At 67.1% G+C, this 22,956-nt stretch carries 20 protein-coding genes; 3 read left to right on the top strand and 17 right to left on the bottom strand.

From position 1 onward, the window contains the following. Positions 1-10 precede the first annotated feature (10 nt). From HFP15_RS30985 to HFP15_RS30960, 6 genes are all read right to left on the bottom strand, one after another. Positions 11-2,191 carry an ATP-binding protein gene (locus HFP15_RS30985; protein WP_168520330.1) on the bottom strand — a complete coding sequence of 727 codons (2,181 nt, stop codon included), beginning with the start codon at positions 2,189-2,191 and terminating at the stop codon, positions 11-13. Next, positions 2,188-2,736: a hypothetical protein gene (locus tag HFP15_RS30980; protein ID WP_168520329.1), complete on the bottom strand. Its 549-nt coding sequence runs from the start codon at positions 2,734-2,736 to the stop codon at positions 2,188-2,190. The genes HFP15_RS30985 and HFP15_RS30980 overlap by 4 nt, the downstream gene beginning before the upstream one ends. A 444-nt stretch (positions 2,737-3,180) precedes the next feature. Then, positions 3,181-3,807, bottom strand: a complete 627-nt coding sequence (locus tag HFP15_RS30975; protein ID WP_168520328.1) for a hypothetical protein — start codon at positions 3,805-3,807, stop codon at positions 3,181-3,183. Positions 3,808-3,813: 6 nt separating this feature from the next. Continuing rightward, positions 3,814-4,446 (bottom strand): hypothetical protein, encoded by a 633-nt coding sequence (locus tag HFP15_RS30970; protein ID WP_168520327.1) that lies wholly within the window; start codon positions 4,444-4,446, stop codon positions 3,814-3,816. Positions 4,447-4,539: 93 nt separating this feature from the next. After that, positions 4,540-5,007 (bottom strand): hypothetical protein, encoded by a 468-nt coding sequence (locus HFP15_RS30965; RefSeq protein ID WP_168520326.1) that lies wholly within the window; start codon positions 5,005-5,007, stop codon positions 4,540-4,542. After that, complete coding sequence (locus HFP15_RS30960; protein WP_168520325.1) at positions 4,940-6,100, bottom strand: hypothetical protein; 1,161 nt, start codon at positions 6,098-6,100, stop codon at positions 4,940-4,942. Before HFP15_RS30960 ends, HFP15_RS30965 begins: the two co-directional genes overlap by 68 nt. Before the next feature lie 259 nt (positions 6,101-6,359). Between HFP15_RS30960 and HFP15_RS30955 the strand changes: the two genes are divergently transcribed. After that, positions 6,360-7,397, top strand: a complete 1,038-nt coding sequence (locus tag HFP15_RS30955; protein WP_168520324.1) for an ApeA N-terminal domain 1-containing protein — start codon at positions 6,360-6,362, stop codon at positions 7,395-7,397. Here HFP15_RS30955 and HFP15_RS30950 read toward each other — a convergent pair. Both HFP15_RS30950 and HFP15_RS30945 read right to left on the bottom strand, forming a co-directional pair. Then, the gene (locus HFP15_RS30950; RefSeq protein WP_312871834.1) at positions 7,375-8,235 is read right to left on the bottom strand and encodes an IS3 family transposase; all 861 of its coding nucleotides are present in this window, start codon (positions 8,233-8,235) and stop codon (positions 7,375-7,377) included. The genes HFP15_RS30955 and HFP15_RS30950 overlap by 23 nt on opposite strands. Positions 8,236-8,252: 17 nt before the next feature. Continuing rightward, positions 8,253-8,537 carry a transposase gene (locus HFP15_RS30945; RefSeq protein ID WP_168520323.1) on the bottom strand — a complete coding sequence of 95 codons (285 nt, stop codon included), beginning with the start codon at positions 8,535-8,537 and terminating at the stop codon, positions 8,253-8,255. A gap of 95 nt (positions 8,538-8,632) precedes the next feature. On the opposite strand from HFP15_RS30945, the gene HFP15_RS30940 reads away from it, so the two are divergent. After that, positions 8,633-8,908 (top strand): hypothetical protein, encoded by a 276-nt coding sequence (locus HFP15_RS30940; protein WP_210718104.1) that lies wholly within the window; start codon positions 8,633-8,635, stop codon positions 8,906-8,908. Between the two features lie 448 nt (positions 8,909-9,356). On the opposite strand, the gene HFP15_RS30935 is transcribed toward HFP15_RS30940, so the two are convergent. Further along, positions 9,357-10,556: a hypothetical protein gene (locus tag HFP15_RS30935; RefSeq protein ID WP_210718103.1), complete on the bottom strand. Its 1,200-nt coding sequence runs from the start codon at positions 10,554-10,556 to the stop codon at positions 9,357-9,359. 206 nt (positions 10,557-10,762) lie between these two features. Between HFP15_RS30935 and HFP15_RS30930 the strand changes: the two genes are divergently transcribed. Beyond that, positions 10,763-12,322 carry an AlbA family DNA-binding domain-containing protein gene (locus HFP15_RS30930; protein ID WP_168520321.1) on the top strand — a complete coding sequence of 520 codons (1,560 nt, stop codon included), beginning with the start codon at positions 10,763-10,765 and terminating at the stop codon, positions 12,320-12,322. Between the two features lie 135 nt (positions 12,323-12,457). Here HFP15_RS30930 and HFP15_RS30925 read toward each other — a convergent pair whose 3' ends face one another. The 8 genes from HFP15_RS30925 to HFP15_RS30890 form a co-directional block, all read right to left on the bottom strand. Further along, complete coding sequence (locus HFP15_RS30925) at positions 12,458-12,934, bottom strand: hypothetical protein (protein WP_168520320.1); 477 nt, start codon at positions 12,932-12,934, stop codon at positions 12,458-12,460. Between the two features lie 92 nt (positions 12,935-13,026). Continuing rightward, positions 13,027-14,250: a methyltransferase, FxLD system gene (gene fxlM / locus HFP15_RS30920; protein WP_168520319.1), complete on the bottom strand. Its 1,224-nt coding sequence runs from the start codon at positions 14,248-14,250 to the stop codon at positions 13,027-13,029. Between the two features lie 123 nt (positions 14,251-14,373). Next, positions 14,374-15,510, bottom strand: a complete 1,137-nt coding sequence (locus tag HFP15_RS30915) for a hypothetical protein (protein ID WP_168520318.1) — start codon at positions 15,508-15,510, stop codon at positions 14,374-14,376. Between the two features lie 5 nt (positions 15,511-15,515). After that, positions 15,516-17,633: a methyltransferase, FxLD system gene (gene fxlM / locus HFP15_RS30910; RefSeq protein ID WP_168520317.1), complete on the bottom strand. Its 2,118-nt coding sequence runs from the start codon at positions 17,631-17,633 to the stop codon at positions 15,516-15,518. Between the two features lie 26 nt (positions 17,634-17,659). Beyond that, on the bottom strand, positions 17,660-18,907 hold the full coding sequence (locus HFP15_RS30905) for a lanthionine synthetase C family protein (RefSeq protein WP_168520316.1): 1,248 nt from the start codon (positions 18,905-18,907) through the stop codon (positions 17,660-17,662). Then, on the bottom strand, positions 18,904-22,041 hold the full coding sequence (locus HFP15_RS30900; protein WP_246272189.1) for a lantibiotic dehydratase: 3,138 nt from the start codon (positions 22,039-22,041) through the stop codon (positions 18,904-18,906). The genes HFP15_RS30905 and HFP15_RS30900 overlap by 4 nt, the downstream gene beginning before the upstream one ends. Positions 22,042-22,104: 63 nt before the next feature. Next, positions 22,105-22,317, bottom strand: a complete 213-nt coding sequence (locus HFP15_RS30895; RefSeq protein ID WP_312871830.1) for an FxLD family lanthipeptide — start codon at positions 22,315-22,317, stop codon at positions 22,105-22,107. A gap of 243 nt (positions 22,318-22,560) precedes the next feature. After that, positions 22,561-22,908, bottom strand: a complete 348-nt coding sequence (locus HFP15_RS30890; protein ID WP_168520315.1) for an SNARE domain-containing protein — start codon at positions 22,906-22,908, stop codon at positions 22,561-22,563. Between the last annotated feature and the right edge of the window lie 48 nt (positions 22,909-22,956).

Raw genomic sequence — 22,956 nt, 5'->3', positions numbered from 1 at the left:
GTGCAGGTTCTCACCAAACGTAGGCGTTACCCTCCGCGACAACCCGATTGGCTTGCGGAAGTAGATCAACGAGCGGGGCGGCGTTGCGGGTGGCGACGAAGATCTGCATCTCGGCCTCGCCCGCGACGTCCCGCAAAGCCCTGACCATGGTGGCGAGGTCCTCCTCCGGCATCTCCTCGGCGGACGGCGAGTCCAGGACGAGGAAACCGGGGTGGCGACCGATCCCCTCGACGTAACCGTGCTGGATGAGCGCGATGGCGGTCGCGATCTTGACCCGCAGCTTCTCGCCGGCTGTAAGTCCGGAGTAGGTCTGCTTGACGCCGTTCTCTCGGAGCGTCATGTTCGCTCCGCCGCTGAGAGCGAAGCCGCTGAGGTTGTCGGCGCCGAAGCTCTGAGTCAGGCGTTCGATGTCAGCGGAGATCTGGACCAGCATCGGGTCCTGGTCGTTCTTCACCCACTTCTTGAGCACCTGCTCGGCTGCTTCCACGACGGCGAGGTGCACCGGATCGACCGGGTCAACCGTCGCCGGGTCGCTCGACCGGGTCAGCGCCCCCAGAGCACCTTCGGCGCGGGCCAAGTCCAGTTCGAGCACACGACGCTCACTCGCGGCCGATAGAAGTGCGCTCCCCACCTCTACTCGCGCCGCCGCCTCGTCCCGTTCCGTCGTCAGCGTCGCGATCTCGGCAGTCAGCTCCGCCACCGCGGCTTCGGCCGCGGCCACTGCGGCCTGCGCCGCTTCAACCTCGTCCAGGGGCCCTTCTTCAGCATCCGGATCCTCGCCGTCACTTCCGGACGTCCTTGCGACCAGGCCGGCCACGAGCTCGTCCGGTACCGATGCGGCCACGATGACATCGGACTGGAGGGCCTTCAGATTCAGTTCACTGGTGCACACCGAACACTCGTGTTTGTCCGGTTCCGCAGCCTGCCGTTCCGGAGTGACCTGCGCAGCGCAGCGTGGGCACACCGACGGACGCATGTGATGGAAGAACCTAGCCGCGAGCGCGTCCTCGTAGCTGGTATGCACGCGGGCCTTCACTGCCTTGAGCTGTTGACGTGCTGTTCCAGCGAGCGACGTCTGCGCGATCAGCTTCGCCTCAAGCTTGTGAACCTCTCGCGCGAGGTCGGATGCGCGGGTCGCGGCGTCGAGCACCAGCTGCATGTCCGGTGTCTCGGCCGGCAGCTTCCCGATCTTCGTTCGGACGTCCTGGACCTGCTTCTCCGCCGCGCGTCGGCTTGCCTCCACCGCCTCGCCAGCCGCCTGGGCCTTGTCCTTCGCGGCGTCTCGTGCCGTATCCATGCCGCGCCGCGCCGTCATTGCGGCAGCCTGCACCGGTGCCCAGTCCGTACCGATGAACATCTGCATCATCCGCAGGCCGATGGTCTGTTCGTTGCCGACGATAGGATCGAGCTGGTTTGCGCGGACCACAAACGAACTGGAGTACGCGGGCCACGCGTGCACCCGAGCCGCCGTATCTGTCCAGACCGGGATGTTCTCCAACCTCAACCGAGTCATCATCAGCGAGCCCATGACGCCCTCGAAGTCTGCGCCGTCGAACTGCCCGAGGACCGTAGATCTGGCGTCCGAGTCCGCCTCCATAATCCTGATCACCTGTCCGGCGGCCACCCCGTCCACCGCATCGAACTCGACCCGCAGCCGCTCGACGCCCACCTTCCAATCGACTTCGACATGTTCGATCCAGCTGCGGACATCGTTTTGGAACTGCGGACACCGGCCGGTCAGCGACCACATGAGAACGTTCAACAGGGTTGACTTGCCGCGTAGGTTCCGGCCCGAGCCAATCCCGTTGACACCGGGCTGCGGCGACCATTCGAAGTGAAATGGGACCCGCGCCCTTGGTCCTGCCTGTTCATCGACCTCCGATGCCTCACCATGTCCGGCCGAGACCGCTCCGGCCGAGCGCTTGTCAACGACCGGTCGGATCCACTCGGGGAGGTCTGCTACATCGACCAGCGCGTGTCCATGGGCATCGGGGTGATCCGGTTTGAGCCACTTCGTCCCACTGAAGTACATCCGGGTCGCTCGCAGCGGCACTGGCACCGCCTTGGTGCCGCCGAGCGGGACACCGAGCCCGCTGAGGATCTTGTCGACCTCGTCGACAGTGATGCTGAGCGGACCGCCTGCCCGCCGCCTGGCCAGGACCTCAACAACCTCCTTGCCGAGAGCACTCACGTCTGGTCCCCTTCCTGACCGGCTTCTCCAGCAGCCGATACCGATGCGCCGGCGCTCAACGCGTCCAGCCGTTCGCGCACCCGCAGCGCGATCGGCGCGATGGCGACCCCCAGCTCGGTCCCCGCGTATGTGGCCTGCAGGTATTGCCGGTCCTTCAGAGCCTGCCCACCGTCGTCCCCCGCGACCAACGCGACCAGCTTCACCTGCTTGGCGTACCAGCCCAGAGTCGAATCCTTCGCGAGCTCAGCGACCGCGGCGGCCCCGGCCTGCGTCAGGAAGAACTGGTTGCGCTTGCTCTTCTTGCCTGGCTGCCCAGTACGGCGCAACGTGGCGAGGCCGTACGTTTCGAGGATGGAGAACGCGTCATCGAGCTGCTCGTAGGCGCCGAAGAACCAGCGCGGCATCGGGTACCAACGCAGGTCAGGCTCTGGATCGTCCAGGAGCGACCGCGCTGTGTTCAGGTGACCAGCGTCGGCCGTGCCAGTTTCCACCATCGACACCAGCTCGTCGGCGAGGTAGTCCGGGTTTCGCAGCCAGAAGTCCATCGCCTGGAGCCGCAGCTCGCTTCGGACCGACTTGACCGTTCCGGGCGGATCTCCATCCACGGTCGGAGTACCGCATCCATCGAGCAGAACTAGCAACCGAATGGCGTGCTGAGTTCGCGTCGCAGCAGGGCGACCCTCTGTACCTGCGGACTCTGCACCGGTAGCCATCTCGTCCAACCTGGCATTCCCCCCAGAACCACCGCTACTCGACCGGACGACCTTCACCAGAACGGCCGCCAGCATGATCACGGACGACAGGGTTCCGGCCCGTGATCATGTCGCCAACCACGTCGGGCCGGCGCGACCACCCGTTACACTCGGGAACCCTCTGTAACCGATGTGGTATGTAACGGATGCGGGATAGCAGCTGGAACAGGTCCGCCGGCTGCGGGAGTCGTGTGCCGTGAGACCCGAGTCGGTGAAATTGGGCCTCCAAACTCGCAGTCAAGTGTTTCTGCCTCGCCGTGACAGAAACTCATCCGCCAGGCGCTGTCCCAGCGCAATGCCGATGCCAGTGACCAATCCAGCGGTCAAACTGTCCAGCGGCTGGCGCGCGGGGCGGCCTTGCCGGTACCGCATTGGAGCTGCAGCGCCCGGTAGCGCGGCGGGCATCGTGGGCTCGGTGACGGATGCCTCGGTCCCCGGCCTGGGCAACCGGCGGACGTGGTTGACCACTTGTTCGAGTTTCGAGCTCACTGGTTGTCCCTCCCAGGTCAGTACCTCCACCTGGGCCGACTCGCCGTCGGCCAGCGAGGCGAATGCGCGATCGCTGGAGCAGACCGTGAACAGCACGCATCCCTCGGCCTGCATTCGTCTCGCGTGCGCCAGCAGCGCGGTCTCCGCAGCGTCCGGGCCTGGCGACACCCTGAGAGGCGCGACGTTCAGGCAGGCGAGCGCCGAGGCCATGAGGTCGTCCTCGGCATCGGCGGCTGCATATGCCGCGACGGCGTGATGGCGCGGTCCGGCGGCATCGAGCAGGGCGGTGATCCGAGCGCGCAGGGTGCGGGGTTTTGGCCGGAAGCCGACCACGTTCTCCAAGTCGATGAGGACCAGCCGGTCCGTGGGCAGCATCGGTGGTCAGGCCCTCTTCTTCGTGCGCTTGTGCCTGGTGTTTTTGCCCGACTGCCTGCGAGGTCGACCCGGCGCGCTCAGGTCGCGGGAGCTGTTGAGGAAGGAGCTCAGCTGTCCTTCCCAGCAGCATCCGAGCTCGTAGGCGAGCCGGGTGCCGTGCTCGCACGCGACCCGGTCAGCAGGGTGCTCGGCGTGCTCGGCTGCCTGCGGCAGCAGCGTGTTCAACATCAGCGCCAACGTCTGGATGCTCCGCCGCACGATCCCCGCTGCTGACTCATCGAGCGGCTGGCCTGGGTTGTAGTAGACGATCGTCCGGTCATCGGCGGGAATCTGGAAGCCGTCGGGAACCAGGCCATCCACGGTCTCGACGACCTCGTCGGTATAGGGCAGTGACGGAGCCTCACGCAGCAGCACGGCCACGGCCGCCATCACCGGCCGGGCGTTCCGGGCCAGTACCGCGTCATCGACGTTGTCCTGGGCGAGGAACTGGCCAGCCGCCTCGGCGGTGCCGAAACCATGCCATGCCGCCAGCAATGACGCCGTCGTGTCACTCGGGTCTGTCGTCTGCAGCCGGGCGATCGCCTCGACGACCAGATCCAGTGCGGTACGCGAACGGTCAGCGGACGGTGTGGTGGTCACAACCAGGGACGGTAGCCACGAACGCCGTGACACGAACGAGCGATGCCACCCCGGAACGGTCAATTCGGACAGCAGCTAGTCCCGCTGGCAGGGTCACAAGAAAGGTGATCGACGAACACGCTGGCCCCGTGCGAGCAGGCGCATCTGGATCGCGGACGGGAGCTTGTCAACCAGGGTGCCGGTCCATCGAGGCCACCGCCGTGCAGCGGCGTAGTCCTGCCAGCTCACGCGGATCGCGGCTCGGGCATGGTCGGCGGCAGGGATCGCGGCACCGTGGGTTGTGTCGGGTAGGTAGCGCCCCCTGACCGGGCAGTGCTGCACTTCGGCGGCGCGCAGGGCGCAGAGGCGGTGCTGGCCATTGGTCAGCATCTGGTCGCGGTCGTCCCATTCGATCGGATCGATCAGCAAGGTCTGCAGCCACTGCTTGTCTTCGGCCGAGAGCAGGACGTAGTCCGGGTGCCGCTGTGGCTGAGGGTCCTGCCCGTCGGCGGTGTCAAGGATTTCGGTGAGGATGCGGACCAGGCGCGGCCAATCGGGCTGATGGTACGAGCAGGAAGACATGGTACGAGCAGGAAGACATCGTCTCGCGGCCTTCCGCCGACAGGAAAGCTGCGGCGTGGGCGGTCTGCTCGTCTGCCGCGACCGCCTTGTAGGTGTCGGCGATGCGGCCCATCCGGCAGTTGGACTGGCCATGTGGCCAGGGCAAAGCTGACAACGGCACGGTGCGCAGCCCGTAGCGGGACTCCAGCGCCAGCCGGCGCTGAAAGGGGTCGCTGAACCGGCTCGGATACCGGCCGGCCTCGTCGGCCTGCGGTCGGCGCGCCACGTCGATCGCCTCGGCGGCCTGCCGCTCGGCGTCGGTGGGCGCGTGGCTGTCGATGAACACCATCGACGGCTGGCCCGACCACCGGTTGCGGGCCTCCCAGGCTGCTCGCTCCGGATTGGGCACTGCCTGGACCTCGACCGTGTCCTCGCCGCGCAGCATCAGCACACCGGGCAGCCCGTACACGCTGGCCACGACGACGGTGCCACCCCAGACCGAGTCGACGAACAGCTGCTGCGTCAGCTCGGGATTGAGCAAGCGCAGGTGCTCGACTCGGGCGAAGCCCTCGTCGACATCCTGGTCGCACTCAGGCCAGCGATCGCGATGGATCCGCAGATAGTCCCCCACGAGCAAAGCCGAGGCGGACTTGGGGAACCCGGTCGCCCGATACGGCGCACGAGGCGGCCAGTCTGCGTCCGCCCAGGTGACTTGCCCGGTCCACGGTATGGGTTCACGGCGCCACCGGTAAGGCTCGTGGCCCGCGGCCACGGCGCCCCGCAGGAGGACCTTCTCGGCGGGCGGCCACCACGGGTGCGCTTCATCGTGGCGAACACGGCCGGGGTTAGCGTGATCGAGAACGTGCACGTCACCACCGCGCAGCACTAGCGGACCGGGAATACCGTGACACCACACCACTGGCACCGGGCCAAAGTCGACGGACTCGCGCGTGAAGATCTCCCGCGCAAGGTCTTCGGCGAGATGTTCAATCCGTTCAATGCGGGCGAAGCCCTCGTCCGCTCCCCGGCCCGATACCGCCGGACGATCAGTAGTGACGCGAAGGTAGTCGCCGATCAGCAAGTTGAACGAGTTTTGCGGTCCCTTCGGCGCCACTGCAGCCCTCCCCCTTCAGCACCTCACACTGGCCGACACAAGCCTCGTTCCGCCGTGTGAGGCGGCAGCCGGCTCTCACCTGTTTACCGTGGGGCGGACGTTCGGGCTCGGTGCGACACGAGGCTGTGGAGGGGCATCGTCGGGTTCCGCACGCCTCGGGATCACGCCGACCTGATTGATGCGGAACTCGCTTGGTCGGCGCGGAGGGCCGGTCTACGCTGGCCGGTTCGACTCAACACAGAGTCCGATGAGGGAAGCGATGGCAGGCGAAGTGCAGTTCGACGGCGAGTTCTGGTTGCCAGACAACCCGGACAACAAGATCAGCGGAGTTGTCACTTTCTCCCCGACAGCGGGAGGTACGTTGTCGCTGATCGGCAGCTTCGCGGACATCTCCGATCGCATCAATCAGCGTCCGACACCGAACTACCAGCGCATAGTGGGCGAGACCGCTCATGGTGGCCTGACCCTCGATGACTGTCGACGCACTTTCGAGAACCCGTTCGGCCGTCGCCAGCGCTTCGCCGTGGGCAAGCTGCTGGTCAACGCGTACTACGGGCACGGCGAGCCGGTGGACCTGGACCGGCTTGTCACCCGCATCAGCGACCTGGTGCTCTGGCTGCTCGACGGCGCACCCAAGATGGTCCCGGCCCCAGAAGCGCTCGCCGACAGCATCCCGATCGCCGACCAGCAGACCGAAGTCATCCCCTTGGACGCGGGTGCCCGACTCAACCTGATTCACCGGCTGAGCTTCACCGTCGACGTGGGCCGTACCGAACTGCGGCAGACCGCCACACCCCGGTTCGAGTTCGATGCGCCGGTCGAGCTCGACTCCGCCTTAGAGCACGCCTTCGACCTGTTGGCAGCGGTCACCATCGCCGCGGACCGGGTCGTGGCGTTCGACGACGTCCACTACAGCCATCCTGCCCTGACCAAGCCAGACGGCTCGACTCGTCAGCTCGTCGACGTGCATGAGCAGTGGCGAGTGCAGGCGGATCCGCACCGCAAGCAGCTGACCGACGACCGCATGGCGTTTACCTACGCCCAGCTAGGCGGCGTTGACGGCCTTCGGCGCTTCCTCGGCGTGATTCGAGACCATCGTGCGCTGGTGCGGCAAGTTCTGCGTCCACGCTACGACACGGCCCCGACGGTGCAAGACTCTTTCTTCACACGTGTGGCGGCGCTGGAAGGGCTCGACAAACAGCAACACCAGGACGGGTACATCCTGGTGAAGTGGCGTGCTCCGAAGATTTCGGACTCGACTAAAGCGGACTGTATCATGCTGCTTGCTGATCGGTAAACCATTCGTTGAGCACCTCGAACGGTGTCCGGTATCCCAGTCCTGAGTGCAATCGACGCGGATTATAGAAACCCTCGATGAACTTGATGATCTCCCGTCGAGCTTCTTCGCGGGTCGAGAAAGATCGATGGTGGACCCACTCGGTTTTGAACTTCCCGAAGAACGACTCAGCCATGGAATTATCGAAACAGATTCCGGTCCGTCCGACTGATTGCCGGACACCCTCCTCCCGTAGTAGCCGCGCGAAATCGTAGGACGTGTACTGACTGCCGCGGTCGGAGTGAAATATGGCGCCCTGGGGCAACTGAATGCGGCCTGCTGCCATCGTCATCGCCGCACAGACCAGTCCGGCATTGTACTTGTCCTCCACGGACCATCCAAGAACGCTTTTGGAGTAGCAATCGATCACTGTGGCCAGGAACAATGGTCCTTCACCGGTGTTGACTTGCGTTATGTCGCCGACCAGCTTCGCACCGGGCGCCGGCGCCGTGAAGTCGCGTCGGACCAGGTCCGGGATCGGGCCGGTGACCCGATCGGCCACCGTGAGGCCGCGGCGAGGCTTGACCTGCACCGGCATGAGCCCTGCGGTGCGCATGAGCCGCCGGACCAACTCGTCGTCCACCCGCACACCGCGCCGCAGCAATTCCGCGTGCACCCTTCGATAGCCATAGGTACGTTGCGAGCTGGCGAACACCGCGCGAACCTGCTCAGTCAACCATTCCCGACGTCGCGCCTGTTTCGACACGGCGCGACGATCCCAGTCGTAGAAGCCCGAACGCGATACGCCGAGCAATCGGCACATCAGTGCCACATCGAAATGGGCCTTCTCCGCCGCGATACACGCGTATCGCTCCGCTACCGTTGTTCTTTCGCGAAGAAGGCCGCCGCTTTTTTCAGGAACGCGTTCTCTTGTTCCAGCTCACGGATACGCCGTTCCAAGTCGTCCACCACCTGGCCGCGCGCACCGGCGGATTGCCCCTCGTCCCTCTTCTTCTTTTCGGCAGCGACCCAGTTATGCACAGTCTGCGGGACCAGATCAAAATCGCGCGCCGCCTCGGTATAGCTCAGCCCGCCCTCGAGGACCGCCTTGACTACCTCGGCCCTCAATTCTGGCGAGTACCTCTTCGGTTTCCTTGCCACGTAACGACCCTCCGAATCCTCCACCAGTCTACTTGGAAGACGTGTCCGCAGACGTCGGAGCACGTGAGAAGCGACTTCTGCGGCTCGCTGACAACGTGGCGCAGCCGTTCGAGGCGCTGGTGGGACAGGGAGATGCCATCGAACGCTGGTGCAAGCGCGTGAAGGAGCTCCGCAACAACATCGGACACGGCGACCCCGTACCACTGCACCAAAGCGCCGCCGAACTGTACGAGATGTCCGAAAGCGCCTATTGGCTGTTCGTCCTCAACCTGCTCGTCGAGGCCAAGGCGCCGCACGCGGTCTATCACCACCTGATGACCATGTCGCGGCGCTTTCTCTTCCTGAGCAAGCAAGTCCGCCAGTACTACTGAGGCCGCGTCGCCGCGACCGGGGCGCAGCGCGACCCCGGCGAACAGGGGCCGAGGCCGGGGTCGCAGGCGTGCCCCAAGGGGTCAGGCACGCCGCACTGAAGACGTCGTTCCGCAGCTGCCCGCTGTTTCATCCAGTCAGCGCCTCGGCAGGGTGAAGCCAGCCTGGGTCCGTCCCAACGGAACTCGTAAATGAGGTCGGGTCGGTCCTGGCCCACGCACCGTTTGCTCAAGGCCCCGTGTTCGAGTCCGGGTCGACTTGGACTTTGGACGCTGGCGTCGGCGCCCGGCGTGGACGTTGAAGGCCAGCGTCAGGCCGGCCGAGGAGCATGACCTTCATGCTGTGGCCGTGTGAGCTCGGCGAGCACCAGCTGAATCGCACGCCCCAGGAGGCGAGCAAGGTCCTCAATGAAGCGAGCGAGGTCGTCGGTCTTTGCTCCGCCGAGGAGCGTCATCGTCCTCTGGACAGGGTGATCACCGTGGATCTCCGCATTCCGCAACCGGTACGCCTCCTTGAAGAACCTCCCGATCTCCGTTCGCTCGACTCCGAGCACCGGGTCAGCAGCCAGCAGCTGTCCGGCCGCATCCGCCGCGGTGTCCCCTTCTGCCCTCCTTTGATCTTGCGGCGCTTGATGAACAGAGCCTCGGAGCAGATGTTGAGGTCGATGAGTCGATCCTCGGGCAGGGACTTCGAGCCGGCGAAGACGAACCGCCGGAGGGCGACCTGCAACGAGCGATCCCGCGCGACCGCGGGGGCCGCGAGCGCCTCGTACACCCTCCGCACATCGTCGACGTGCTCCTCGGTCAGGAGCAAGGTCGGCCGGTTGACATCGGCGAGGCCGACAGCAGGGAGAACAGCGCTGCCCTCGATGTCCCGAGGCAAGTTGTCGTCATGCTGCAGGTGGATCGGACGCGTGGCTACCACCGATCCTCCGCACACCACACGCAGCGCAGTAACAAGTCTCTGAACAGGCTCCTCCAGCCTGGGAAAAGCAGGGGGCTGCGGCTGTTCGGGCATCCCCTGCTTGTACGACCGAACCGGATAGCTCTGCTCCCTGGTCACGGCCCACTGGTGGAAGCGCGAGACCTGCACGCTGTTGGGGCCGCCACTGAACTCGGCCGGCGCTGCCAGCACCTGGATGGCCCGGCTCATCTGCCGGTCGGTCATCGGACGCATGACCACGCCGCCGGGCAGGGCGATTTCGGTCATGCTCGACACAAAGCCGTTGAGCGGGATGAACTCGACGAGTCGAACGGTGTCGGCCAGCAGGCCGGCTTCGAGCCGGTTGTAGTGCAGCTCGAATGCCGCCTCGTCGAACTCGTAGGTACGAGTGGTGACGATCATCGGTTCGAGCAGATGCTCAATCAGTAACCAGTCGAGTCTGCGCTGTTGGAGCGAGAACTCAACCCCGACCATCGTGTCGACGCGGGCACTCAAGATCGGGTCAGCGTCGATCGCGTCGCGGACAGCGACCATCTCGGCGAACGTGTCCAACCAGTTGACCTTGGTGACGCGCTCAGGCATGTACCAGGCAATGGGCCGCAAGGCGACAAAAGACTCTTGACCGTAGCGCCACCAGTTCCGGAGATCCGGCATCTTGTCGATCTTCGGGGCACCGTCGTGTTCCGCGAGGTCGCCGAGCGCAGCCACAAGCAATGAGACCACAGCCGCTCGAACCGCCGGCCTCTGACTTGACAGCATCAACCTGATCCCAACCGTCACGTCCTGCCCGCCGAGGACCGGTCAGACGCGAGCCGGTCAGAATGCCACGAACGGACCTGCGCCCCAAGTCAATTGCGGATGACACGCCGAATGTCTCCCGCCTGGGACGGTGTTCGACGCCGTATCCTCCGCGGATGACGCAGCCGCAACCCCATGAGCCGGTCGTGGTCGAGCCCGTCGTCAACCGCGAGAAGCTGCGGGAGCTGCTCGCGCTGGAGACGGAGTACCCGACACTCGACTTCAAGTCGGGCTGCGACCTGGGCGAGAAGCGGGAGCAGGTCGAACTCGCCAAGGACGTTGGCGCTATGTCGGTGCGCGGCGGTTTCCTCGTCATCGGTGTCGACGGGCAAGGCAAGCCAACGGGCAAGCTGACCGTCGAGCAGGCGAAACTCTTCGACGAAGCACGCCTGCGTCCCAGGCTGCTGAAGTGGCTGCCGGACACCCTGGAGATCTACTCCCAGGCCCACGGCGTCGACGGTCACCAAGTCGTGCTCGTGCACGTTCCGCCAAACCCGGCGGGCTGCGCGTTCTTCCGAGCAGACGGCCAGTACGACCAGCCCGGCAAGGCGTCGAAAGTCGTGTTCCGCGAAGGAGAGGTGTTCTACCGCGACGGAACGCAGAGCGTGAGACTCAACCACCAGGGCCTGGAACAGGTTATTCGCCAGCGAGTCGAACGCGAGCGAGACCGGTGGGAGGCCGAGCGCGCCGAGACCTACCGACGACTCGCCGACGAGCTCCGGGCCGGCGCCGCCGGACAGCACGTTGCTCAAGGCCCGGCCGTCGAGTTCAACCTCGCTCTCGAACCCGAGGTGCTGGTCGAGGCCGCCATCGAACTCCTGCGCGCCAACGACGACATCCCCCTCCGCCGGCTGCTGAGCCGAGCGGTGCCGGACCTGCGCGCCCTGTTCAGGTCGGGCGACGAGGAGAGCGCCTCTGGGCTGCTCGACCGCCTCACCTGCCTGGCCGCGACCTTCCTGGAGCTGGGGCGCAGGGAGTGGTTTGAGCAGGTCATTGACACGCTGGTGTCGATCTACGGCGTCGGATTCGAAAATGAGGCCCCTATCGTCAACGCTCCGCCGCGCCACTCCGCGGTGTTGTGGCTGGCGATCATCGAGCGGGTGCTGGCTCTCGGCGCGTTGGCTGTCCGGCGTAGAAACTGGCGCGCGGTACGGGACCTGGTGGCCCGACGGCACGCCGACATGCACGAGATGTACACAACGTGGCTTCGGCATGCGATGACCATGGCCAGCCGTGCCGAACTGCTCACGACTCGCGACGGCGACCACGAAGTTCTCGACTCTCTGCTGAGTCGCGCCCGCAACGTCGTCCGGCGCTTGGAGTGGCTGCGGCCCGACGTCGAGCCCGAGGACGAAAAGATCCTCACCAGCCTGACACAGTTCGACTTCCTCGCCGCGCTGGTCACTATGGCCGACAGCAACAACAAGAGCGGCACCTTTCCGAACTTCGCGCGGTTCTACGCCCAACGCACGCAACCCGCCGCACAGCGTTTGCTCCTTGAGCCCGACATGCGCAAGGTTCTCTACCCAGGTGCCGACCACCAGCTCGCCGAGGCACTGCACACGATCGACCGAGAAGCCCAGCGCGCAGGCTTTCGATACGACGGCTGGGAGGGTTACACGCGCGATGTCGACGCCTTCATCCGCGAGCAGGGCATCGATACGGACGAGCCGTAGGGTCACGTCGACGCAGCGCAGACAGCCTTCGGCGTGATGCTTCTTGCAACGGAGCACGGTTCGACGCCCGAGTTCAATGCTGGCGTCGAGGGCCGCTGGCGGTCGCATCCTCGGCTCACCGCCGTCCCCGGACCTTCACTGCCGGGCCTGTGTAGCGCCCTTGTTTCTGAAAGGGCCGGGATCGCCGCGAGCGATTATGGACATCGCGCGCTCCCAGTCCGGATGACCGCGGGAAGCCATTGCAAGCTGGTCGTAGAATTCTGGCTCCAGCCAGCCGCGGGCCAGTCCGCGCATGAGGATTCCGCCGCACGTCGCAGACTTCATGTCAGCAGCCGTACAGATCTCCTTCTCCACCAAGCGTTTGCTGAGCCCGAAGTAGTCCGCAGTGGAGGTTCCGGTGTCGTAGTCGTGCAGCTGGAGGCGATACAACATGCCCGCGATCAACTCACCTCGCGTGCCGGTGTAGTAGCCCTGCGCGAGGATGGCGTCCGCAGAAGTCAGCACCGGTTCGAGATCGCCGCCGCGGGCGGCGGCCGTGAGTGCGTCGGCGAGCGCGCTGCCGTGGGCCCTCGCGAGCAGCGCGTCAAGGTGATTGCTGGTTGGTGGTGTCATGCGCGTTGTCCCAGATCACACGAGCGGAGTGGGTTCGACAGGCGACGCGAGCTCACACGATGTCCCGTCGTAGCTTGTCTGCGAGCTGGGATTCACAAGGCCACGTCGTCGTACGTCAGGACGAACCTGCTGTGGGTCTTCTCGATGGCGGGGCCGGCGAGCTCGCTATCCGGGGTGCCTGCCGGGTGGACGATTAGCGACGGCGTGCGCTGGTTCCGCTCAGGCCCCCACAGCCGGATCTCGTCGCATAGATAATTGGTGAGCTTTGCTGCGGCCGGTCCGTGGCCGATCGCGCCCAGCTCCCAGCACACGTCATCGCCCGTTTCCAAACGGCGGGCGGTGAGGTAGATGAGCGTGTCGCCGTCGACCAGGGCCATGCGCCACCATCCTCCGATCGGGTCGCACACCTCGGGCGGGACGTCGGCGTGGACCTTGATCCGGCACACACGCGGGTCGGTGACGGTGAGCCGAAGCCAGAGCCCATCGTGGGACTCGTTGCTGGCGATAGTGATGCCGGACCAGGCCGTGACACGCGGCTGGTCGAGCACGCCGCGCAACGCGTCGATTTCCACGGCTTGGTCACGGTCCCAGTGCAGCGTAACCAGTTCATCCGCTGTGACCGGACCGCTGAGTTCGCCTTCGTCCTCCACGCCCTGCAAGTACACGAAGCCGCACAGGTGCAGCGAGTCGGAGACCAGCCGGCCGTCGGTGTAGGTGAAGGCGACGCTGCGGCCCTGCCCGCGCCAGCGCAATGGAGCGACCAGGCGTCCTCCAGGAGCAAGCTGCTGCCACCATGCGGCGGGGATGTCCCACGGTGAGACGGTGGCGATCATGCGGTCGTACGGGGCGTGGTCGGGGTAGCCGAGCCCACCGTCGCCGGTGATCACGTGCACGTCGCCGTAGCCTGTTGCAGCCAGCGCTCCGGAGGCTTTCGCGGTGACGTCCGGGTCGATGTCGATCGTGGTCACCAGGTCCGCGCGGCCGGTCAACTGGGCGAGCAGGCACGCGTTGTATCCAGTGCCTGCGCCGATTTCCAGGATGCGGTTGCCCGGTTGGACGTCGAGTTGGTCGAGCATCGCGGCAACCAGCCACGGCGCCGACGCGCAGGACAATGACCGGCCGTCCTCGAACCGGTGGGTGACCACCGCCTGCCACGGGTCGTAGGCAACCGCTAGTTCCGCGTCCGGCACGAACTCGTGCCGCGGTGTGTCGCGCAAAACCCGCTCGACCTCGCCGCGTTGCGCGTGGCCCGCCTTCCGGATCCTCTCGACCATTTCCACACGCAACGCGTCCGGCGATGTAGTAGTGGTGTGCATAGTTTCCCTTCGTGCCAATGGTCGTCGTGTTTGCCGGTTGGCATTAGTAGTCGACGCTCAGCCGTTTCGCGGATGGAAGACGCATTCCGTTATGTCACAACGGTTTCCCATCTGAATCGTCCACTACGGACCGGCGGGAGCATGGGAGTCGCGATACATCGCGGGCGCGATCACGTTGGTACTGCGGGTCATAAGCTCTTCGACGCTTGCTAGCGCCGTCGTGAGATCTGCCAGCAGTGCGGCCGGGAGCGTGCCGTGGCCGAGCGCGCACGCTTCGACAAGGTCGGACAGTTCACGTGTTTGGGAGTCTGTGAGAAGTTCGCGGCAGCCGTTGTGGGCGAGTACGTCGCGGGCGGCGTATCCGTCTCGTGTCGCGGTGGCGTGGTTGATCAGTTCGACGGCGATCTGGCGCGCGGGTGGGTCGTCGATGGTGCCGATGGCGTCGATGAAGGACAACCCGAGCCGTGTGTGGAAGACCACCAAGCCCGGCGTGGAGGTGTCGAGGCCGTGGTACTGGTCCAGGAGCGCGGTCAGGTCAGCGCTCCCCGAGGCGCCGCGGCACTGGATGGTCAGGCACGCGGTCACGGCGTTCTCCCACGGTTCTCCTGGTGTCGTGTCGGCCAGGAGCGCGAGGGCGCTGTCGGTGTCGCCGGATACGGCGTCGGCGATGACCGCGACTTGGCGGCCGTCGAGCATGCGGCGGCCGATGCCCTTGTAGTCGCCCAGTCGGGCGCGTGCTTCCGTCCAGCGGCCGGCGGCAGCGAGAGCACGGCCACCGGTGGCCAGCAGAACCGCCCACAGCCAGCTGCGGATCTGCTGGTGCGTCTCGACCGAGTCGGTGAGGTCAGCCGGGATCTCGATGCCATCGACGTCGGCATCGGCGCGGGACGAGACCGCCTTGAACAGGGTGTCCATCAGCGCGAAGGCACGCACGCCTTGGCCCTCGCGGATGTAGAGGCGGGCGAGGTTGGTGATCGGTTCGAGGGCGAGGCGGGCTACCTGCGCGCCCAAGGGGCGGGCGCGCAGGTAGATGTTCACCTGCTGGTGGCACCACTGCCGGGCCAGGTCGGGCAGGCCGCAGTCGGAGGCGATGAGCGCTGCCTGGTTGTGCACCGCGGCTGCCTCGGTGATGTCGCCGGTGCGCACGGCCTCGCGGGCTCGGTCGCACAGCTCGGCCACCCGCCGGGCCAGCGGGAGGCAGGCCGGGCGGGTGCGGGCGACGAGCGGGAAGCGGCGGGCGAACTGGCCGGTCGGGTCCATGACCATTACTCCCAGGTGACGATCATGGGCTTGGTCGGGCGGTCCAACACCACGCGGCCGGGGTTGGCGTCCGGCTGAGGCGTGGCGTCCGGGATGGCGAAGCGGACCGTGGACGAGCGGAAGCCCTTGTCCCAGGTCGTGATCTCGCTTGCGACCTGCTCGGCGAGTGCCTGGCCGCTGGCCCCATGGCCGATGACGCCCACCTCGAAGCGCCGGCCGCCGTCCGGGCCGGGCTCGGCCGGGCGGATGGTGAGGTAGGCAAGGCTGCCGTCGACGGCAGTGGTGGCCATCGCCACCGTGGGGAACATCGGCCGCACCAGGCCGCTGTCCTTCGCGGCCGGGGCGACCTCCATGCGCATGAGGGGGTTGGGCAGGTGGCAAGCCAGCCACAGGTCCAGCCACTCGAAGGACTCCCTCGGGACGAAGTGCACCCCGGTCCACACCTCACGGGCGGGGGTGTCGAAGACCCCGGCGAGGTTGTCCGGATCGGTGGCGTGGTTGTTGTCCTTGTGCGTCTGCAACGTCACCTCGCCAGCGGTGCCGGTGAGGTCGAGGACACGGCGGGCGTCGTCACCGAGGCCCCGCAGGGGCATGAAGATCGCCATCTCGCTCCCCAGGCTGCTCCAGCCGTCCTGGTCGCGTTCGAAGACGATGCTGCGCGAGGCGCACCCGCGCAGACGCACCGGGGCGACCAGGCGCCCGCTGGGTGCGAGCTGGTCGAGCCAGGCGGTGGGGATCTCGTGGGCGCCGACGGTGGCGATGACGCGGTCGAAGGGCGCGGTCTCCGGATGGCCGAGCGCGCCGTCGGCGGCGACCGCCTCGACGTTCCTGATCCCGGCGGCGGCGAGGTGCTCGCGGGCACCGACGACGAGGTCCTCGTCGATGTCGATCGTGGTGACGTGCCCGGTCGGGCCGGTCAGGGTGGCCATCAGGGCGGCGTTGTAGCCGGTGGCCGCGCCGAGTTCGAGCAGTCGCTCGCCGGGCTGGATGCCGAGCTGTTCGAGCATCATGGCGACGATCTTGGGCTGGGACGCGGCGCTGATGCGGGTGCCGTCGCCCTCGTGCTTGGTGTAGACGGGCTCGTCGGCGTACGCCTCGGTCAGCGGGAGGCCGGGGAGGAACAGGTGGCGCGGCACCTGGCGGAACGCTGCCTCGACGGCGTCGGTGCGGATGGTGCCATCCTTGATGAGGCGCTTGGTGAGCTGGGCGCGCAGTTCGTCCGCGGAGTCGGTGGAGGCGTCACTCACAGTAGTCGTCATTGTCGGAACCCTAACGGTGTTGGAGGTGGTCCCGGCTGGTGCCTGCCGGGTAGGCGTGCTCGGTGAATCGGCATGGAAGACGGCGTCGACGGCCAGCGCAGCGAGGGTGGCTTGTTCGGGGCCGGAGAGTCCGGCGCGGTTGGCGTGGAAGATGAAGTGGTGCGCCAGGATCGCGCGCAGACCTCTATCGAGCTGCCCTTCGCGGGCGAGCGTGGCGAGTTGGCGTCCCGCGGTGTCGAACGCCGCCCACCACGTCTCAGGCACCTGGTCAGGCGCCACATCGGAGATCCTCTGCGTGTTGGTGGTCATCAGACGCCGCACGGCCTGGTTCCACCGCTCGGTGCGCTGAGAATCGGTGTGGTGACCGTGGGCGGCGGGCCGGAGTGCTGCGATCTTGGCCCAGACGTCGCCCTGCTCGAACCAGTCCAGCCCCGCGGCGCGCAGCATCGCGCTGAACAGCAGGACGGTGGTCTCCCGCTGCCCCAAGGCCACTGGCGCCGTCTCGCGGGCGCGGGCGAGGCAGTGGCGGCTGTCGTGGTGGAACAGCGTGTGCGCGATGTCCATCCCGGCAGGGCCGCCGAAGGCGACGGTTTCGGGTTCGTAGATGCCGCGGGTCCAGTGGGCGACCTGTCCGTCGGCTTCGAGGTCGGCCAGCAGCGTGTCGACCACGATTGTGTCGGGGTTGACCGGCTGGTAGCGCAGCCGCCAGGCGGGCGTCTTGCGCAGGTGCCACCACGTGTCAAGTTCACCCTCCTGCTGGGCCTGGTCGAGAGCGGGCGCCAGCACAGTCGCGGCGGTGTGCTCAGCGGTGGGCGGGTCGGCGAACTCGACCAGGTAGTGGTGCCAGCGGCTGTCCGGCGGCATCGGGGCGGGTCTCCTTCCGGGGTGGATTAGGTGATCAGCAGGCAGGTGTCCCAGCCCGTCGCGGGCTCGGTCACGGCGGAGAGGGCGGCTAAGCCGACGCCGGCTGCGCCCTCCAGCACGCCGGGCCCGTCGGGGATGGGCTGAGCGCGTGCCCGGTGGAGCAGGTCGGCGGCCAGTGCGCGGAGCCGGGACGCAGAGGGGCCTGTCGCGTCGGTCGCGGCGCGGGCGGTGATGCGGGCGAGGCCGGCGTAGCCGTGGCACAGCGAGGCGTCGCTGACCAACTCCTGCTGAGTCGAGTCGGTCACCGCGCTGACGAGGGCGTCTTCGGCGATCTGGCGGCGCGAGTCGTCACTCAGGGCCAAGGCGGCGAGGTGCAGGGCGCGGGCGATACCGGCTGTTCCGTAGCACCAGCTCGGGCGGCGGTCGGCTCCGCTGTGCTGCACGTGCGCGGGCCGCGACCGCGCCTCGTCCCTGGTGATCATGTAGGGCCAGCGATGTCCGCCGGAGGCGTCGATGCGCCAGGCGTCCAGCCACGCGCAGATCGTCTCGACGGCCTCGCGCTGCCCGTCCACAGTGATGCCCCGGCGTAGGGCCTGGGCCAGCAGCGCCAGGGGGCCGCTGATGCCGTGCGCGAGGCCGAAGTTGCCGTGGCCGCCGGGAAACTCGTCCTCCACTCGACCGGTAGGGCCGGTGAGGGTCCACCACCCCGGAAGCGCCTCTCCTTCGATCGTCACCGGGTGGGTGCGGCGCACCAAGGCACCCAGCACGGCTCGTAGAGCGGTGCCGCCATGGTCGTGGTGCAGCAGGTACGCGCCCAGCCCGGTGAGGCCGCGGATCGTGTCGAACTCGGCCATCACCGGCAATATCCCGGCGTCCATGCGCGTGTGCGCAACGTCGACGCGGGCATGGGCATCGGCGGCGATCTGCCGGGCCAACGGTGCAAGGGCGGACCGGTACGTGCCAGGGCGGACCGAGGCGGCGCCCGCAATGGCACGGGCGACGGCCGGCGCGCCGTAGAAGCCGCCGGTGCTCGCCCCGGCGGTGACCGGCTTGCCTGCGACGACGGTCAGCCACTCGTGGGCGCGGTCGAACGGCCGGATCCCGGCCGCCGCCAGCTCGATGTGCAGCAGCGCGACGCCGGGAGCCCCATGAGCCAGAGACTGGTGCCACCACGGCTGATCGGTCGGCAAGTCAGCGTCGTCCGGCAGAGCGAGGCGGTCGGCGATCTCCACCGCGAACGCGACCGCGGTGTCTGCGGCGAGGTCGGCGTTCATCGAAGTTCTCCCGCGCGGGCGGTGAAGGTCAGGGCTGCGGTCCGGGCCAGGTAGAGGCAAACCGCCTTGTCCTCGGGCTCGATGCCGCACGCCCGCAGGAAGTGGGTGTGCAGCAACGACCCCAAGGCGGCGTCCTGGTCGACGCCCTCGGCGTCGGCTCCGGACAAGCGCGATCGGTAAGCGGCCAGGGCCTGGGCGCGTTCCGCCCACGTCGCGACGATCGCGTCCCCGCCTGGTTCGCCACGCAGGACGCGGAAGTCCTCGCGGGGATCGGCCAGGCGTCGTGCCTCGGCGAACACCGGCCGAGGAACAACGGCGGGCGGCTTCGCTGGAACATGGTCGATCAGCCACCGCATCCCGGCTGCGGTTCCTCCGGTGAAGGCGATGGCGATGGCGGCGAAGTTCGCGGCGGCCAGGGCGTGGTGGTGAGGCCGCACGGGCTGGGCGAGCTGGGTAAGAACGGCGCGCGAGTCGGCGGTGAAGACCGCCTCGGCGGCTGCCAGCGCCTCCCCCGAGCCCCAGCGGCCGGTCTCCGGGTAGGAGGTCGCGAAGGCCACCTCGCGCAGCAAACCTTGGCGGCGGAGTCGGTCAGTCCAGGAGCTGACTCGACCGGCGGCTTCACCGAACACCGCGGCGTCGGCGCTGGGCAGCGCGATACGCAGGCGCAGGTAGTGTTCGCCGCCTTCGCGGAACCGCAGGAACCACCACCGCGGCTGGTCCTCGCCCCACTGCGCCAGCAGCGCGGGCAGATGGTCGGCGAGCACGGTGTTCTGACGTTGTGCGTCGCCGTAGAGCTTGGCGAACAGCAGCGGGGACGCAGCAGGCGGCAGGCCGTGCTCACCGGGCCGGACGATCCGCTGAGGTGTCGGGCGCGGCGGTCGCACCGTGGTCTGCGCCTGGCGGGCGGCCAAGGGCACGACGATCTCGTGAGCTCGGCCGTCGAACCATCCGATGGCATCCTCGGCAGGGCCTTCCTCCAGCACCGCGTGCGGGCGGGTGACGAGGTGCTCGCGCAACAGCATCCGGTGCGGGTCCTCGTCGAGGTCCAGCGGCAGTCGCCAGTCCCCGTCAACGAGAAGCACCCTGCGCGGCAGACGACGGCGATCTCGCCAGCTGGACAGCGCGGTGACCCACGCCTCCCAGCTCGCGCTCCGGCCGGGCAGATCAGCGGCAGCCAGCCGCCACCGCGCAGCGGCCAGCACGACGCGTCCGGAGCGCAACCGCGGCAGAAACGGCAACGTCGAGGCGGCCCCCCAGTCGAAGTCGGTGACCTGCGCGGACTGGGCGCGGCACAGTTCAGTCACCAAGCGGGCCAAAGGCGGGGTGTGCTTCCGGAGATTGAGTGCGTGCATCCCCCATGCCTCCACTCTCCTGCCGAGGGTGGGAGCCGTGAGATACAGGCGGTGGCTGTCGCAGCCGACGGCGAGATCGCTCGCCGTCAGGACGTCCGCCGAGGCGGTGTTGCCGTGCTCGGCGAGGCTGATCACCGTCGGCAGGACCTGCGTGGTCCGGGTGACGTGTGCTGTGGCGGGGTCCAGCGGCGGGAACGACAGTTGCGCGAACAGCACGTCGTCCTCGCTCGACATGTCGACCAGCGCACCGGTCAGTGCGTCCCGCTCTCCTGCGGTGAGCAACTGCAGGAATCGGCCGGTCACGACGCCCGCGGCGCGGGAGACCGAGGTGACCGTCATGTGGAAGTCACCGCGTCCGAGCGCTTCCACGCTGGTGGCGTCCACACGGGCGCACAGCTCCAGATGGGAAGGCAGCCGGAACGGGCCGGTGTCCGTCGGTTCCAGCTCGGCGACCAGCGCCTCGTCCAGGATCACTTCCACGCGCCCGTCCAGCGCTGCGCCCTGGGCCAGCGCGAGCAGAACCTCGTCGCGGCGTGTCCGCTGGGGACGCTGCGGAGCCGCTGAAGCACCGGGATACCCGTCCGGCCAACCGAGGCCGCTGTCCGCCACGAGTTCCAAGAGCGGTACGAGCGTGCCGGCGCCGAAGCGCTCGTAGAAGCGCCGGTGATAGTCACCCCACAGGGGCGTGCCATGCGGGTAGGGACTCAAGCGCGTCAGGAGCATTGCGGCACGTTCGGCCTCGCGGGCGACTGCGTCGGGAAGGACGATCTCGGCATCCAGCCGCAGATCGACCGCGACGGGATGCCGCTTGGTGCGGGCCAGACGATGCATCCGGACAACGGCTTCCGCACGCACCGTGTGACTCGCATCCAGGGACTCTCGCTGGTGCTGCTCCAGCAGGGTGTGGATCTCCCGCAACGCGGCGGACTGCTTCGCCGCGGCCTCGCCCGCCGCTTCCAACTCCCGCAGCAGATGCCCCAGGGCGTCGGGCTGGGTACTGGGTGCGGAAAGGCTGGTAACGAGCACACCTTGTGCGACCAGCTCGGTAAGCATCGCGGTCACCGTCGCTGGTGGCGCGTCAGGGAAGTCGGTCTGGACCTTGGTACACAGGTCCTCGAAGCGGATTGGTGTCCGCGCAGCATCCAAGGCAACGCGCACCGGGGCGGTGTGCCGCAACGAGACCTCGACCGCGCCGGTACCCCGATCGAGAAAACTCGGCCGATACGGCACGACCAAGCGATCACCACGCACCATGACCGTGGTATTCGCGATCACGAGCAGATTCGGCAGAACTTCGGGCCGACGCTCCAGTTGGCTGATGATCTCGGCCAACCAACCGGATTCGCCTCGGGCGACAGCCCGGTGGGCGATACCCCACTGCAGGTGGGCCCGATGGGCGAAGCTCGCTGGGGCCACCCCGGCGAACAGGCCATTTGGAGTCGGCCGGCCGGTCATGCGGGCCAGATAGCGGACGACGGACAGCACCGCCCGCCGCGTCTCCCGCTCGCCGGGATTGTTCGTAGCGCACAACGTGCGTATCTGCTCCGCCAAACGAGGACTGGCATGGCCAATGGCATCGCTAACAGATTCGGTGGCCCATACCTGACGCAGCCAGTCCAACCACGCTGCCACTGCGGATGAACCAGTTCCCGACGGGTTAGGCCACTGCGGCAGATTCAGGCCGCCATGAGTAACGGCGCGAACCAATGCACCGCCCATGGCGTGGAATCCCGCGCCGCCGTGGATAGCCGATTTCACCAGGAACCCTTCCCGTAAGAGCAAGTGTGGAGACCGGACGCCACCCCGCGCCGTTCGAGGTGGTGGCGTCCGGTCATGTGGTGACGATCAGGCGGCGCTGATGCAGGTCGACTTCTCGCAGGTCTGTCCGCAGCCGTCGTCGGTCATGTTGATGAGGTGAGCTGGATCCACCACCTCCAGCAGGGTCACATCGAGATCGAACTCCGACTCCGTCGTCGACGCGATCGGCGCTACTGCGTAATCCAGTTGAGCTGTCACAGGTTTCCCCTTCGCGATAATGCAATTTTCGGGATCGCGCACTCAGCCAGGAACCGACGCCCGGTCAACTCTTTCAAGCGGCCTGACGAAGCTGGATGAGTGAAACAGTGATCATTTGAGGGACGCCGTCGAGTTGCTCATTCCGACAGAAACGACGAGTCGGCAGTCATGAGTTTCGATTCACGGGCGGCGCCCCGATTTAGCCTCGATATCTCTCCTTTGCTGTGCAGGGTGCTGGACGCAATGGCAGCTGGCTGGAGAAGGTGCAGCTGGCGGAGACTCCGGTCATGAAGCCGCAAGCGTTGCGGCGGTTGGCCCTCCCGTGACAGCGGCATGCCTGCCAACTCCAGCTGCGAGGGAACCCTCGGCGGCGATCAGGTGCTGGTGGGCAGTGCTCCACACGGTGCAGGGGTGTCGGCGTGGACGTAGCCAGCCGGAGCATTCCGAACAGCGGCCGTGCTCGTTGGGAGCGTGCAGTTTCAGCAGTGCCCGCCAGGCATCAGCCAAACGGGTGATCTCCGTTTTGGCCAAGGAGGCGCGGGACGGTTCGTCGGACTTGGCGACCAGCCGGTCGAGGTATTCCAGGCGTTCGAGAACTGCCGTGTCGAGGGTCGAGGCCAGGCACTCATCCATGGGAGGACTCCTCGTCGAACCAGGGATCCGATTGCGGGGCGGGCTGGG

The sequence above is a fragment of the Amycolatopsis acididurans genome (genome assembly GCF_012328925.1).
GTDB classification, from domain to species: Bacteria; Actinomycetota; Actinomycetes; order Mycobacteriales; family Pseudonocardiaceae; genus Amycolatopsis_E; species Amycolatopsis_E acididurans.
This window is presented reverse-complemented; position numbering and strand designations above follow the sequence as displayed.

Coding starts and splice junctions, on each gene's coding strand:
- HFP15_RS30915 (WP_168520318.1), bottom strand. CDS start 15,510: ATGGACCCGACCGGCCAGTTCGCCCGCCGCTTCCCGCTCGTCGCCCGC.
- HFP15_RS30955 (WP_168520324.1), top strand. CDS start 6,360: ATGGCAGGCGAAGTGCAGTTCGACGGCGAGTTCTGGTTGCCAGACAAC.
- HFP15_RS30930 (WP_168520321.1), top strand. CDS start 10,763: ATGACGCAGCCGCAACCCCATGAGCCGGTCGTGGTCGAGCCCGTCGTC.
- HFP15_RS30965 (WP_168520326.1), bottom strand. CDS start 5,007: ATGTCTTCCTGCTCGTACCATCAGCCCGATTGGCCGCGCCTGGTCCGC.
- HFP15_RS30905 (WP_168520316.1), bottom strand. CDS start 18,907: ATGAACGCCGACCTCGCCGCAGACACCGCGGTCGCGTTCGCGGTGGAG.
- HFP15_RS30890 (WP_168520315.1), bottom strand. CDS start 22,908: ATGGATGAGTGCCTGGCCTCGACCCTCGACACGGCAGTTCTCGAACGC.
- HFP15_RS30980 (WP_168520329.1), bottom strand. CDS start 2,736: ATGGACTTCTGGCTGCGAAACCCGGACTACCTCGCCGACGAGCTGGTG.
- fxlM (WP_168520319.1), bottom strand. CDS start 14,250: ATGCACACCACTACTACATCGCCGGACGCGTTGCGTGTGGAAATGGTC.
- HFP15_RS30975 (WP_168520328.1), bottom strand. CDS start 3,807: ATGCTGCCCACGGACCGGCTGGTCCTCATCGACTTGGAGAACGTGGTC.
- HFP15_RS30925 (WP_168520320.1), bottom strand. CDS start 12,934: ATGACACCACCAACCAGCAATCACCTTGACGCGCTGCTCGCGAGGGCC.
- fxlM (WP_168520317.1), bottom strand. CDS start 17,633: ATGCCGCCGGACAGCCGCTGGCACCACTACCTGGTCGAGTTCGCCGAC.